At 51.9% G+C, this 13,871-nt stretch carries 13 protein-coding genes, 1 tRNA gene and 2 pseudogenes; 4 read left to right on the top strand and 12 right to left on the bottom strand.

Annotated features, from left to right (window positions below; all coding sequences use genetic code 11):
- Nucleotides 1–24: 24 nt before the first annotated feature.
- From ACLJR2_RS02160 to vapC, 3 genes and pseudogenes are all read right to left on the bottom strand, one after another.
- Complete coding sequence (locus ACLJR2_RS02160; protein ID WP_000835257.1) at nucleotides 25–657, bottom strand: YfdX family protein; 633 nt, start codon at nucleotides 655–657, stop codon at nucleotides 25–27.
- Between the two features lie 46 nt (nucleotides 658–703).
- Complete coding sequence (locus ACLJR2_RS02155) at nucleotides 704–1,240, bottom strand: STM3031 family outer membrane protein (RefSeq protein WP_001038499.1); 537 nt, start codon at nucleotides 1,238–1,240, stop codon at nucleotides 704–706.
- Nucleotides 1,241–2,046: 806 nt separating this feature from the next.
- Nucleotides 2,047–2,217: pseudogene (gene vapC, locus ACLJR2_RS02150) on the bottom strand (tRNA(fMet)-specific endonuclease VapC); the annotation flags it as partial.
- Nucleotides 2,218–2,407: 190 nt separating this feature from the next.
- On the opposite strand from vapC, the gene ACLJR2_RS02145 reads away from it, so the two are divergent.
- Nucleotides 2,408–3,214, top strand: coding sequence for a DUF1460 domain-containing protein (locus ACLJR2_RS02145; protein WP_077905136.1), 807 nt, complete (start codon nucleotides 2,408–2,410; stop codon nucleotides 3,212–3,214).
- A gap of 131 nt (nucleotides 3,215–3,345) precedes the next feature.
- Here the strand turns inward: ACLJR2_RS02145 and ACLJR2_RS02140 are convergent.
- Together ACLJR2_RS02140 and actS are read right to left on the bottom strand one after the other, a co-directional pair.
- Nucleotides 3,346–3,419: transfer RNA gene (locus ACLJR2_RS02140), tRNA-Gly, on the bottom strand.
- A gap of 79 nt (nucleotides 3,420–3,498) precedes the next feature.
- Entirely contained in the window at nucleotides 3,499–4,257 is a 759-nt protein-coding gene (gene actS, locus ACLJR2_RS02135; protein ID WP_000244325.1) for an amidase activator ActS, read from the bottom strand.
- A gap of 264 nt (nucleotides 4,258–4,521) precedes the next feature.
- Here actS and idi point away from each other — a divergent pair.
- Nucleotides 4,522–5,063 (top strand): annotated as a pseudogene (idi, locus tag ACLJR2_RS02130) (isopentenyl-diphosphate Delta-isomerase).
- 75 nt (nucleotides 5,064–5,138) lie between these two features.
- Here the strand turns inward: idi and lysS are convergent.
- The 5 genes from lysS to xerD form a co-directional block, all read right to left on the bottom strand.
- Nucleotides 5,139–6,656, bottom strand: coding sequence for a lysine--tRNA ligase (gene lysS, locus ACLJR2_RS02125; RefSeq protein WP_000003339.1), 1,518 nt, complete (start codon nucleotides 6,654–6,656; stop codon nucleotides 5,139–5,141).
- Nucleotides 6,657–6,665: 9 nt separating this feature from the next.
- Nucleotides 6,666–7,764 (bottom strand): peptide chain release factor 2 gene (prfB, locus tag ACLJR2_RS02120; protein ID WP_010989230.1). Its coding sequence is split into 2 segments (ribosomal slippage): nucleotides 6,666–7,688 and nucleotides 7,690–7,764, totalling 1,098 coding nucleotides; the frame shifts between segments, so codons are not numbered across the junction.
- 104 nt (nucleotides 7,765–7,868) lie between these two features.
- Entirely contained in the window at nucleotides 7,869–9,602 is a 1,734-nt protein-coding gene (gene recJ, locus ACLJR2_RS02115) for a single-stranded-DNA-specific exonuclease RecJ (RefSeq protein WP_000813394.1), read from the bottom strand.
- 5 nt (nucleotides 9,603–9,607) lie between these two features.
- A complete protein-coding gene (gene dsbC / locus ACLJR2_RS02110) occupies nucleotides 9,608–10,321 on the bottom strand; it encodes a bifunctional protein-disulfide isomerase/oxidoreductase DsbC (protein WP_000745616.1) in 714 nt (237 codons plus the stop codon).
- A gap of 23 nt (nucleotides 10,322–10,344) precedes the next feature.
- On the bottom strand, nucleotides 10,345–11,241 hold the full coding sequence (gene xerD, locus ACLJR2_RS02105; protein WP_000434300.1) for a site-specific tyrosine recombinase XerD: 897 nt from the start codon (nucleotides 11,239–11,241) through the stop codon (nucleotides 10,345–10,347).
- Between the two features lie 112 nt (nucleotides 11,242–11,353).
- Between xerD and fldB the strand changes: the two genes are divergently transcribed.
- Nucleotides 11,354–11,875, top strand: a complete 522-nt coding sequence (fldB, locus tag ACLJR2_RS02100; protein WP_001055885.1) for a flavodoxin FldB — start codon at nucleotides 11,354–11,356, stop codon at nucleotides 11,873–11,875.
- A 52-nt stretch (nucleotides 11,876–11,927) separates the two neighbouring features.
- Here the strand turns inward: fldB and ACLJR2_RS02095 are convergent, their stop codons facing one another.
- Both ACLJR2_RS02095 and sdhE read right to left on the bottom strand, forming a co-directional pair.
- Complete coding sequence (locus ACLJR2_RS02095; protein WP_000244756.1) at nucleotides 11,928–12,341, bottom strand: protein YgfX; 414 nt, start codon at nucleotides 12,339–12,341, stop codon at nucleotides 11,928–11,930.
- Nucleotides 12,322–12,588: an FAD assembly factor SdhE gene (sdhE, locus tag ACLJR2_RS02090; RefSeq protein WP_000351186.1), complete on the bottom strand. Its 267-nt coding sequence runs from the start codon at nucleotides 12,586–12,588 to the stop codon at nucleotides 12,322–12,324. Before sdhE ends, ACLJR2_RS02095 begins: the two co-directional genes overlap by 20 nt.
- 249 nt (nucleotides 12,589–12,837) lie before the next feature.
- Here sdhE and ygfZ point away from each other — a divergent pair, with 249 nt between their 5' ends.
- The gene (gene ygfZ / locus ACLJR2_RS02085; protein ID WP_000874178.1) at nucleotides 12,838–13,818 is read left to right on the top strand and encodes a tRNA-modifying protein YgfZ; all 981 of its coding nucleotides are present in this window, start codon (nucleotides 12,838–12,840) and stop codon (nucleotides 13,816–13,818) included.
- The last annotated feature ends 53 nt before the right edge of the window (nucleotides 13,819–13,871 follow it).

Here is a 13,871-nt window from a genome sequence, read left to right as displayed (position 1 = left end):
AATATCTACAGCAGGCTGGGGATATTAATGCGCGGAATCGTGCTGCACGGGGGCCGTGGGTAATTCCTGAACTGACTGAGAATCCACAATTATGCCATCCTGAGCTGATTTCAGTATCAGACCTGCCTGATAGTATTTTCCTTCGCTCATCAAGGAAAGCGCTGTGGTCACATCCTTACGGGTTTGCTGAAGAGGAATGAGTTCCTGATTTTCAATCATACTGACGCCTGCTAGTTTCAGGGCCTCTATAGTCCCTTTTTTATCTCCTTCTTTCATTTTCTGGTTTGCTTTATTAATAGCATCATTTTTCTGCCCCGCAGGGAGATAATCTTCTGCTACCGTAATCGATGAATTTATCCGAATATAGCGGTCTCCTTCAACTGGGGCTTTTTTATCTGATTTGACATACAGATTCCAGTCAGTGCTGTCATCGTTCAGGAGTTTTTCTGCTTGCGCAGCCAGTTGTTCCGCCTTTTGGGTTCGACCATTAAACAACTCGAATCGCGACATTCCGATATCACGCATGGCCTGCCAGGCCTGTCCGGATATCTTGTCATTATTCAGAGTAACGTTATCAGTCATGTTTGTTGCGGCCATAATATTTCCTGAAAACAGGATAACCATCAGCGCAACGCCCGGTATAATATGGCTTTTCATAATCCATCATCTCCACAAAGTAACATTTTTTATCGGGTTATCCTATTCAGAACCGGTAACCCACGCCAAGATTAAAGCCGTTGCTATTAAGGCTTCCGCTGTTATGGGTAGCATCAAAATCCGCACCCTCATAACCCAGATTTATAGCGACATTACTGACCGGGGTATAAGCCACGCCTGCAGAATAACCATATCCGACCTTACTGTCAGACTCATTTATTCCGTGATCACGCTGATGCAATAATACGGGGCCCACTTGACTATACAGACTTAACTGGTTATTTATTTTCCATGAGGGGCCTGCAAGCAGGGAGTAATAACGAGTTGTTACACGACCATTACTGCTTTCATCGGAATAGCGCTGGCTTCCATTTAGCCAGGCAAATGAGGTTGTCAGCCCCCAGTCCGGTGACATTTCATAGTTGTTTGCCAGCCGAACCCCACGCAACGTCCCGGCGTGATTAGTATGGGACTGGGCGTATCCAAGCGAAAATGTACTGGCATTATCGTCTGCCCATACCGGACTGGCTGCAGCAGACAGCAGAACAATACCGGCACTTCCGGCTAATAGCATTTTGTTCATCTTCTTCTCTCCGGTTATTTTTACCTGATGCCTTACTGGCATGTATTAAGTTAAAATCTTTCCGTGATAACAAACTATAAATAAATCTTTTAAATTATGAGCGCTGTTACGCCAGCAAATACCTTTGTCTGCGGCTGTCGGGAGGCTATTCACGAAAATATATCCAGGCCAGAAACAGTATTTAATAATAAATAAACTGAAAAATAAAAACTGACAAAAATAGAAGTTCACTGATATATACCCAAAATAATTCGAGTTGCTTAAAGGCGGCAAGGAAGTGATTCCCCAGGGGCATAGATAACGATGTGACTGGCGGTGAGCGACAAATCTGCCGGGAGCAGATTTTAACGTCGCGTGCGACGGCCCGTCAGGGCGAGGCCCATGGATGGACCGAGTAATCCGTAGCCAACACATAAGCAACTTGAAGTATGAAGGGTATATAACGGGAAAGAAGCCATATCGGCCTGGTAAATCAACGTCTGTGATTTAAGTTGCAGGAAACGGCTATGGTGAGGGGGGGCGGCAGTTATCGGGCAGTAACGGCATTGTTCAGTGAGTATCCAGGAAACAAAAAAAGAAGGGAGCGGTACTCCCTTCGTAAACATGTCAGAATACGACATTTTGGTACTCTTTTATTTATTATCTGGCCGTAAAGGTTATGCTGTTGGCAGATATCTCCAGTCAACATAAAAAAATACCGTCAGCTAAAAATGTGATGCAAACTACCATTAAGCAGGTAACCAAATTGACTGTGCCACTAAATCCGGAAAAGAGTTTGAATCCGGGGATAACATCTGATGCAGAAATTAGCACCAGTCTTCGATTCGGATACCCGGAATGCGTTCAAACTCGCGGAGATTGTTTGTAACGACGACCAGTCCGCGGCTACGGGCATGGCCAGCAATCATCTGGTCATAAGGCCCGACAGGTGTTCCCTTGCGGGCCAGTTCGGCACGGATTTGACCGGTATGTATCGCCAGCCTGAAGGGGCATGTTGGCTTTGACGATCAGGCAAAAAACAACTGCGAATAAAGTCGTATGATGATCTTCACATTTATCATCATCAGCGTTCATATTACTCAACCTGTAATCAACCTCTGGCGTTTTTCTGTATCCATCACAACCATTTCCGGTAAAGGTAAAAAAGGGATTTGAACCTTTCCGGAGATGATAATGAAGGTAAATACATGGACAATTTTGCTTATGTCGGCGCATCTGACGGCCTGTACCGTCCCTGGCACAGAAAAATATCAGACCAGCATGGACAGCGTTACGGCAGAAAAAGTAAGCCGGATTATCCAGTCGGATGTCATTCCTTATAAAGGCGAAAACCATGGAGAAGTTATCAGCCGCGTATCGTCTGCTTTTCTCGGAACACCTTATCAGGCAAATACGCTCATCGGTGGGCCCGGAACCCCCGAAGTCCTTGTAGCGAATTTCAACGGCGTGGACTGCTTTACCCTGGCTGATTACGTTGAGGCCCTGGCCCGCAGCGATAATCAGAAATCGTTTCTGCATAATCTTGCCAGGACTCGCTACGCCGCGGGCAAAGTTGCTTATCTCAGCCGCCGGCACTTCTTCTCTGACTGGTTCGCCGCAGCACCGCGTAATGCACGGGATGTAACGCCGGATATCAGCCCTGATTATGTCGTTGTTGACAAGCAGCTTAACCATAAACCTGATGGCGGCGAGTACATTCCTGGTCTGGGCATCCATCCTCGTAAAATAAATTACATTCCCGGAAGAGCCATCAACCAGCAGGTCATGAACCACCTAAAAAACGGGGATTATATCGGTGTCTACTCCCCGCTTGACGGGCTGGACGTTTCACATGTGGGTATCGTAGTTCGCCATGATGAACAGGTGTGGTTCAGGAACGCCTCCTCATTGGCCGCAAACAGAAAAGTGGTGGACACACCGTTTATGGAATACATGCATTCCAGACCGGGCATCGTTGTGCTGCGGGCTGAATGATAAAGTCATTACCGGAGTCGCCAGCTGATAATAGCCGTCCGACATAGGTATTGAAACCCTGTGTACTGTGGGGCCGACACGGAAAATTGCTGTAAATTCGTGGATTTAGTAAATACTAGAAGATATTTGTCTGGAGCGGGCGAAGGGAATCGAACCCTCGTATAGAGCTTGGGAAGCTCTCGTTCTACCATTGAACTACGCCCGCTTTGAGATGCGTAAGGCATTATAAACCTTACGCTCTGGTTGGCAAGAGACTTACTGGCTGACTGGCGATTAATTCGCCGTCAGCACTTCGGTTTACTCCCCTGCGGCGGCAGATAACGCAGCGGATCGATGGCCGTCGCCCGGTAGCGAATCTGGAAGTGTAGTCTTACGGATGCGGCATCCGTGCTGCCCATCGTAGCGATTTTTTGCCCCGCTTTAACGCTTTGCCCATTATTAACCAGCATGGTGTCATTATGAGCGTAAGCCGTAATGTAATCTTCATTGTGCTTAATCATGATGAGATTGCCGTAACCGCGCAGCTGGTTCCCGACATAGACAACTTTACCCGCTCCCGCCGCATAAACAGGCGTTCCGCGCGCGCCCGCAATATCGATCCCCTTATTTCCGCCCTCCGCGGTGGAATAAGGTAAAATCACTTTACCGTTAGCAGGCCATACCCAACAACGCTGCCCCACCGGCGGCCAGGAGGATTTTGGCACCGAAGATGACGGTCTGACCGCAGCAGTTTTTGTTGCTGTTTTATTGCTGGTTTTGCGTGCTGAACTGCTACTCTTTGCGCTGCCGCGCACTTTAATTCGCTGCCCCACCTCAATAGTATAAGGCGGAGAAATGCCATTCAGTCGGGCCAGTTCTTTCACGCTGGTTCCCGTAGCGCGCGATATACGATACAACGTATCGCCGCGCTTAACGGTATAGACGGAGCCGGAATACGTTCCTGAGCCGGAATTACTGGAACACCCTGCCAGCAGCAGCCCTGTGCATAACAGCACCGCAATACCCAGGCTATTTTTGTTCAGGCGTCCTGCGCTCAAAACCATTCCTCACTCTATTGACAGACGCCTTATGATAGCAGCCAAATGCCGTATGCCCAATCCATTGACGCCGGAAAGGGTCCGTGTGGATGATGATGCCGCGAATATCCGATATGCCAGCATAATATCGACTCACGGCACAATGGCGCTCGTCTGCGTTCTGTCAGGGCCTGTTTTGGTAATGCCTTTCTTTCTGTTATGCGCTACGCTGATCGTCTGAGTATATGGCCTGGCCATGCTGCCGGGTCATTTTAATTTTCAGGAGCTTTCATGACTGAGGAACATGTCGTTTTATTGGATGAGCAGGATAAGCCTTCCGGCACACTGGAAAAGTATGCGGCTCATACGCTTAATACGCCTTTGCATCTGGCTTTCTCCTGCTGGCTATTTAATGAAGATGGCCAGTTGCTGGTAACACGACGGTCGCTGAGCAAGAAAGCCTGGCCAGGCGTGTGGACGAATTCGGTTTGCGGTCATCCGCAACAAGGCGAAACCACCGAAGAGGCGATCATCCGCCGTTGTCGGTTCGAACTCGGCGTGGAAATTACCGATCTCACCTCCGTCTATCCGCACTTCAGCTATCGGGCGACAGATCCAAACGGTATTGTGGAAAATGAAGTCTGTCCGGTATTTGCCGCGCGGGCAACCAGTGTGTTACAGGTTAACAGCGAAGAGGTGATGGACTATCAGTGGAGCGAATTTAAAAGCGTATGGAACTTCTCGCTACGCCGTGGGCATTTAGCCCGTGGATGGTCATGCAAGCGTCAGACGAACAAGCGCGTGAACGACTGCTCGATTACTGCCAGCGTTAAAGATTGCCTGATGGCGCTACGCCTGAACGAAGAGATGCCGGATGGCGGCTAATGCCCCATCCGGCAATTTACATCTTATTTCACCGGACGCATCGCCGGGAACAGAATAACGTCGCGGATCGTGTGGCTGTTAGTAAACAGCATCACCATACGGTCGATACCAATTCCCAGACCCGCTGTCGGCGGTAAACCGTGTTCCAGCGCCGTCACGTAGTCTTCGTCGTAGAACATGGCTTCGTCGTCGCCCGCCGCTTTTGCATTAACCTGATCCAGGAAACGCTGCGCCTGGTCTTCCGCATCGTTCAACTCGCTAAAGCCATTACCGATTTCACGACCGCCGATAAAGAACTCGAAGCGGTCAGTGATTTCCGGGTTCACATCATTACGACGCGCCAGCGGAGACACTTCAGCCGGATATTCGGTGATGAAGGTCGGCTGAATCAGATGCGCTTCAGCGACTTCGTCAAAGATCTCGGTGACAATACGGCCCAGACCCCAGCTTTTCTCGACGTGAATGCCGATGCTTTCAGCAATCGCCTTCGCGGAATCGAAGTTGTCCAGATCAGCCATATCCGTTTCCGGGCGATATTTCTTGATCGCTTCACGCATGGTCAGTTTTTCGAACGGCTTACCGAAGTCAAACACTTCATCACCGTACGGAACCTGGGTGGTGCCCAGAACATCCTGCGCCAGCGTACGGAACAGAGACTCCGTCAGCTCGATCAGGTCTTTGTAGTCCGCATACGCCATATAGAGTTCCATCATGGTGAACTCAGGATTATGGCGCACGGAGATGCCTTCGTTACGGAAGTTACGGTTAATTTCGAATACGCGTTCGAAGCCGCCAACCACCAGACGCTTGAGGTACAGTTCCGGCGCGATACGCAGGTACATGTCCAGATCCAGCGCGTTGTGATGGGTGATAAACGGACGGGCAGACGCGCCGCCTGGGATCACCTGCATCATCGGCGTTTCGACTTCCATAAAGCCGCGAGCAACCATAAACTGGCGAATACCGGCCAGGATCTTCGAACGGGTTTTGAAGGTGTTACGGGATTCATCGTTAGAGATGAGATCCAGATAACGCTGGCGATAGCGCGCTTCCTGGTCCTGCAGGCCGTGGAATTTATCCGGCAACGGACGCAGCGCTTTCGTCAGCAGGCGCAGTTCGGTGCAGTGGATAGACAGCTCGCCGGTTTTGGTTTTGAACAGCTTACCTTTCGCGCCGAGGATATCGCCAAGATCCCACTTCTTGAACTGCTCGTTGTAAACGCCTTCCGGCAGATCATCGCGCGCCACATACAGCTGAATGCGGCCGCCTACGTCTTGCAGGGTAACAAAAGAGGCTTTACCCATAATACGGCGAGTCATCATACGGCCCGCGACGGACACTTCAATATTCAGCGCTTCCAGTTCTTCAGCTTCTTTCGCGTCAAACTCTGCGTGCAGTTGGTCTGAGGTACGGTCACGACGGAAATCGTTCGGGAACGGGATACCCTGCTCACGCAGTGCAGCCAGCTTCTCGCGACGTGCCTTCATTTCATTGTTAAGATCGACTACCTCGTCAGCGCCCTGTGCGTTTTGTTCAGACATGTTGATTCCTCATAGCCCTGCTTTCAAACTTGCTTCGATAAATTGATCCAGACTGCCGTCCAGTACCGCCTGTGTATTGCGGGTTTCCACCCCAGTACGCAGGTCTTTAATGCGGGAATCGTCCAGGACATAGGAACGAATCTGGCTTCCCCAGCCGATATCAGACTTAGTGTCTTCCATCGCCTGTTTTTCAGCGTTCTTTTTCTGCATCTCCAGTTCATAAAGCTTCGCTTTCATCTGCTTCATGGCCTGGTCTTTGTTTTTGTGCTGCGAACGGTCGTTCTGGCACTGCGTCACGATCCCGGTGGGAATATGGGTGATACGCACGGCGGACTCCGTACGGTTAACGTGCTGACCGCCTGCGCCAGACGCGCGATAGACGTCGATACGCAGATCCGCCGGGTTAATGTCGATATCGATATCGTCGTCCACTTCCGGATACACAAATGCGGAGCTAAACGAGGTATGACGGCGACCGCCGGAGTCGAACGGGCTTTTACGCACCAGACGATGTACGCCGGTTTCAGTGCGCAGCCAGCCATAGGCATATTCGCCGGAGATTTTGATAGTCGCGGACTTAATGCCAGCGACTTCCCCTTCCGACTCTTCAATGACTTCCGTCTTGAAGCCGCGCGCTTCCGCCCAACGCAGATACATACGCAGCAACATGCTGGCCCAGTCCTGCGCTTCAGTACCACCAGAACCGGCCTGAATATCGAGATAGCAATCGGCGCTATCGTACTCGCCGGAGAACATCCGGCGGAATTCCAACTGCGCCAGCTTCTCTTCCAGCGTATTCAGTTCCGCGACGGCTTCGTTAAACGTCTCTTCGTCGTCAGCTTCTACCGCCAGTTCCAGCAGCCCGGAAACGTCGTCCAGCCCCTGAGTCATTTGATCAAGCGTATCGACGATCGCTTCGAGCGATGAACGCTCTTTTCCCAGCGCCTGCGCGCGCTCAGGTTCGTTCCAGACATCCGGCTGTTCCAGCTCGGCGTTTACTTCTTCCAGACGCTCTTTCTTAGCATCGTAGTCAAAGATACCCCCTAAGAACGTTGGTGCGTTCCGTGAGGTCCTGAATGCGGTTATTCACCGGGTTAATTTCAAACATGGTCTGATTTCTTTTATTTGACTTGTCAAAATGCGGTTATAAGGGCGAAATATTAGCGGATTTCGCCCCTTAATTACAGCGAAAGTGTTGTTAAATCGCCCCGATCATAGCGGCCAAATATCATCGATAATAATCTGTAAACTACGGTTGCCGCGAAACTCGTTAATGTCCAGTTTATAAGCCAGTTCTACCTCCCGCACGCCGTTATCCGGCCAACAGGTCGTATCAATATTAAATGCGATGCCATCCAACAGCGGGCCGCCGCCGACGGGCTCCACCATCACCTTGAGGTGGCGCTCGCCCACCAGACGCTGCTGTAGCAGACGGAAACGACCATCGAATAACGGTTCCGGGAACATTTGCCCCCACGGTCCGGCATCCCGCAACAGTTGCGCCACTTCCATAGACATCTCCGCCGCGCTTAATGGACCATCGGAGATCACCTCGCCTTGCAACAGGGCAGGATCGAGCCATTCCGTCACCAGCTCGCCAAAACGTTGCTGAAACTGCTCGAATTTATGCTCTTCCAGCGACAATCCCGCCGCCATCGCATGACCGCCGAACTTGATCATCAGATCAGGGTAAAGCGTATCCAGCCTTTCCAGCGCATCGCGCATATGCAACCCCTGAATCGAACGGCCTGAGCCTTTTAGCGTGCCGTCGCCCGCAGGTGCAAAGGCGATCACCGGGCGGTGAAAACGCTCTTTAATGCGCGACGCCAGAATTCCGACCACGCCCTGATGCCATTCAGGATGATACATCGCCAGACCGCCCGGAAGCGTTTCACTACTGCGCTCAAGCTTTTCGCACAGGATAAGCGCTTCCGCCTGCATCCCCTGCTCTATTTCTTTGCGCGTCTGGTTAAGCGCATCCAGCTCGCTGGCCAGAACACGCGCTTCGCCGAGGTTGTCGCACAACAGTAACGCCACGCCAACGGACATATCATCCAGCCTGCCGGCGGCATTCAGGCGAGGCCCCAACGCGAAGCCTAAATCACTGGCGGCAAGCTGCTGCGGATCGCGATTCGATATCTCCAGCAACGCTTTAATTCCCGGACGGCATTTCCCGGCACGAATACGACTTAGCCCTTGCCAGGTCAGAATACGGTTGTTGGCGTCCAGCGGCACAACGTCTGCTACCGTACCCAACGCCACTAAATCCAGCAGCTCCGCCAGATTCGGCGGCGCGATGTTGCGCTCGTCGAACCATCCTTTGTCGCGCAAAAATGTTCGCAACGCCAGCATCAGGTAAAACGCCACGCCGACGCCCGCCAGCGACTTAGACGGGAATTCGCAGTCGCGCAGATTGGGATTAATAATCGCTTCGGCATCCGGCAACGTGTCGCCTGGCAGGTGGTGATCGGTCACGATCACCGGAATCCCCAACGTCTTTGCATGCGCTACGCCGGCGTGGGATGAAATGCCGTTGTCTACGGTGACGATAAGCTGCGCGCCGCGCGCCTTCGCCTGATCGACCACTTCCGGGCTTAAACCGTAGCCGTCTTCAAAGCGATTAGGCACCAGATAACTGATGTTGTCACATCCCAACGCACGCATTCCCAATACGCTTAGCGCAGTACTGGTCGCGCCGTCGGCGTCAAAATCGCCAACAACAATAATGCGGGTACCTTCGCGAAAGGCGTTGTAGAGGATCTCCACCGCGTTATCTATGCCGCTAAGCTGTTGCCAGGGCAGCATTCCTTTCACGCTGCGCTCCAGTTCGCGGGCGCTACGAACGCCCCGGCTGGCATATAAACGTCGTAGTAATGGAGGAAGATCGGCGGGGAGTTCCGCCGTCTCATCAGCCTCGCGCCGACGAAGTTGTCTCTGTTGTTTCACGCGTATTATTTACCACTGGTCTGTTTTTGATGCTCATCAAGAAACGCTTTCATCTCTTTCGGTCCCTGATAGCCAGGCACCACATAGCCGTTACTCAATACAATGGCTGGCGTACCGCTAACGCCCAACTGCACGCCCAACGCATAATGATCAGCAATGTTCACGTCACAGCTTGCCGGTTTCACACTCTTACCTGCCATGGCGTCATCAAACGCTTTGTTTTTGTCTTTGGCGCACCAGATAGATTTCATATCCTGCTCCGCCTGGCTTTCCAGCCCCTGGCGCGGGAAGGCCAGATAACGTACCGTGATCCCCAGCGCGTTATAATCTTTCATCTCTTCATGTAGCTTATGACAATAGCCGCAGGTGATATCGGTAAAAACAGTAATGACATGTTTCTCATCCGGCGCTTTATAGACGATCATCTCTTTTTCCAGCGCATTTAGCTGGCTCATCAGCAGTTTGTTCGTCACGTTTACCGGATGCGCGCCGCTCACGTCATACATCGGCCCTTGAATAATATGTTTGCCGTCATCAGTGACGTACAGTACGCCGCTGTGAGTGAGGACGGTTTTCATCCCTGCCACTGGCGAGGCCTGAATTTCCGTACTCTGAACGCCCAGCTTAGCCAGCGACTGACGGATAGCCGCATCATCCGCATGGGCCACGCCTGAAAACGCCGCCGCCAGTAAAGTGAACATCATAAAACGCTTTTTCATAAACTATCCTTTCCTGTCAGCACTCATGCCCGCGGATGGTGCTGTTGATGAAGTTGACGCAAACGCTCCGTTGCGACATGCGTATAAATTTGTGTCGTCGAAAGATCGCTATGCCCAAGTAGCATTTGTACAACGCGCAAGTCGGCGCCGTGATTCAGCAAATGCGTGGCGAAAGCGTGACGTAAAACATGCGGCGATAGTTTTTCGCTATCGATTCCAGCCAGTACCGCATAATGTTTAATACGGTGCCAGAAGGTCTGCCGCGTCATCTGCTGCGCACGCTGGCTGGGGAACAATACGTCAATCGATACGCCATTGAGTAACCAGGGACGCCCATGCTCCAGATACGTTTCCAGCCAATATACCGCCTCTTCGCCTAACGGCACCAACCGCTCTTTATTGCCTTTACCGATAACCCGCACCACGCCCTGCCGCAGACTGATATCGCTCATTGTCAGCCCCACCAGTTCCGACACGCGCAAACCGGTGGCATACAGCACTTCCAACATAGCTTTATCGCGCAACTCCAAAGGTTGATCAATAAGCGGCGCCTGCAAGAGCCGTTCAACCTGCGCCTCGCTAAGGTCTTTCGGTAAACGCTGCGGAAGCTTAGGCGAGGCCAACTGCGCGCTCGGATCATCCTCACGACACTTTTCACGGTACAGATGCTGGAAAAAGCGCCGCATAGCGCTTAACAGGCGTGCGGAACTGGTCGCTTTGTATCCGCCCTCCACCCGTTCAGCCAGCAGCGTTTGTAAATCATCAGCCTGCGCCGTCGCAAGCGTTTTTCCGCGATGATGCAACCACGCAACGACCATCGATAAATCGCGACGATACGCGCTTAATGTATTTTCCGCCAGATTTCGTTCCAGCCACAGGGCATCCAGAAACTGCTCAATACGCGCTAAATCCTGTTCCATTCGCGCTCCCTACTTCACGCTTACTTTTGGTGCATTATGCCTCATTGTGCCGTGAATGCAGCGATTCTGTTACACTACCCGCAACGCTATAGCAGAATCGAGATGTAACGTAATGAACATGGGTCTTTTTTACGGTTCCAGCACGTGCTACACCGAGATGGCCGCAGAGAAAATTCGCGATATTCTCGGCCCGGAGCTGGTGACATTACATAACCTTAAGGATGACGCCCCCGCCTTAATGGAGCAGTACGACGTGCTCATTTTAGGCATCCCCACCTGGGATTTTGGCGAAATTCAGGAGGACTGGGAAGCCGTCTGGGAGCAACTGGACGATCTCAATCTGGAAGGCAAAATCGTTGCGCTTTACGGTATGGGCGACCAGCTCGGCTACGGTGAGTGGTTCCTGGATGCGCTGGGTATGTTGCATGACAAACTTGCCCTCAAAGGCGTTAAATTTGTCGGCTACTGGCCCACAGAAGGCTACGAATTTACCAGCAATAAACCGGTCATTGCGGATGGGCAACTGTTTGTCGGCCTGGCGCTGGATGAAACGAACCAGTACGATCTCAGCGATGAGCGTATACAGACCTGGTGTGAACAAATTCTCGGCGAAATGGCCGAACACTACGCCTGAAGCCTTACTCGCTGTATTTCCCTCTCGACGGAACCGCGTTTACGCCGTTCCGTCAGTGTTGGCCTGATATCGGCTGCTGTAACAGTATCCGACGCAACTCACGCCATTCCGCTTCTTCCATGCTATCCGCCGCCAGCCATAAATGCTGATGACGTCCAGACTCTGCGCGTAAACGCAACACCATCCCGCTCTTCAGTAACCAGGGCGGACGCAAGAGCGTCCAGTCCTGCCCCTGCCAGCGTAAGCGCCCGTCCATGAGTAGCTTGATCTCTCCCTGACAGGTATTAATCCTGCGCTGGCTACGTACACAGTCAAACACGACCAGCGACAGTAGTATCATCCATAACGGGGTATAACTCAGCGGCCAGGGCATCAATAAAATCACCGCGGCAACCAGCCCATGAATGAGCAATGAGATCCACTGAGCGCGCCATGAGACGCGTAAATCAGATTGCCACAGGACCACGTTCCCGATTCCGTGTCTGAATGAGTCGGACCATCTGTTCCAGTTCAGCGTCAGCCGGTTTACCGTGATTCATTAACCAGTTAAATAAATCCGGGTCATCACTCTGCAACAAACGGACAAAAATACGCTTTTCTTCATCACTTAAACTATCGTACTCATGTTCAAAAAACGGCATGATGGAAATATCAAGTTCGCGCATACCGCGACGACATGCCCAGTGAATACGTGCTTTATTGTGAATATCCATGTTCTTCCTGCCTCGCGAAAATGAAGTACCGGGCTATTGTAACGTGTTTTTGGCGTTGTTTTACGGGAATCTCAGTAATCTGGAACGCGATCGCGAAATAAAAGGCTGGGAATCAATATGTTCATCCATTTTGGATACCGCCTCGCAAAACGATCAATCCGCTCTCAATGGGCTATTTAAAGCACTTGCAATGACCGATGGCTCTTTTACCATTAACCATTATTGTTGCAGCTAACCAGGACATTATTTATGGCTTTTATCTCCTTTCCACCACGTCATCCTTCATCGTCAGCCCGCCTGCCGCTGACGCTGATCGCGCTTGACGACTGGGCGCTGTCGACCATTACCGGCGTAGACAGTGAAAAGTATATTCAGGGCCAGGTCACCGCTGACGTAAGCCAGATGACTGAACAGCAACACCTTCTCGCCGCCCACTGCGATGCTAAAGGTAAGATGTGGAGCACTCTGCGCCTGTTCCGTGAGCGCGACGGTTTCGCCTGGATTGAACGCCGTAGCGTGCGTGAAGCGCAATTAACGGAGCTGAAAAAGTACGCCGTATTTTCCAAAGTGGTCATCGCGCCGGATGACGAACGCGTATTGCTTGGCGTGGCAGGTTTTCAGGCCCGCGCGGCGCTGGCTAATGTCTTTAGCGTACTGCCCAATAGCGAAAATCAGGTGGTCAGAGACGGCGCCTCTACGCTGCTATGGTTTGAACATCCTGCGGAACGATTCCTGCTTGTCACCGATGTCGCGACGGCCAACATGTTAACGGAGAAGTTGCATGGCGAAGCCGAACTGAATAACAGTCAACAGTGGCTGGCATTGGATATTGAAGCAGGCATTCCGGTGATTGACGCGGCGAACAGCGGTCAGTTTATCCCCCAGGCGACTAACCTACAGGCGCTGGGCGGCATCAGCTTCAAGAAAGGCTGCTACACCGGACAGGAGATGGTCGCACGGGCAAAATTCCGCGGCGCCAATAAACGCGCGCTTTGGTTGCTGGCGGGCAAAGCCAGCCGGGTACCGGAAGCAGGAGAAGATCTGGAGCTACAGATGGGCGAGAACTGGCGTCGTACCGGCGCTATTCTGGCGGCGACACAGTTGGACGATGGTCAGTTACTGGTTCAGGCCGTCATGAATAACGATTTAGAAGCCGAAAGCGTCTTCCGTGTTCGCGACGATGCCAACACCCTGCATATCGTCCCGCTGCCTTACTCGCTGGAAGAGTGATATCACGTTAAAAGCCGGATAGCCTGATAGCGCAACGCCATCAGGCTCGCACG

The sequence above is a fragment of the Salmonella sp. SAL03688 genome (assembly GCF_046551895.1).
GTDB lineage: Bacteria > Pseudomonadota > Gammaproteobacteria > Enterobacterales > Enterobacteriaceae > Salmonella > Salmonella enterica.
Note: the sequence above shows the minus strand (reverse complement) of the source record. Positions and strands in the feature narration are given on the sequence as shown.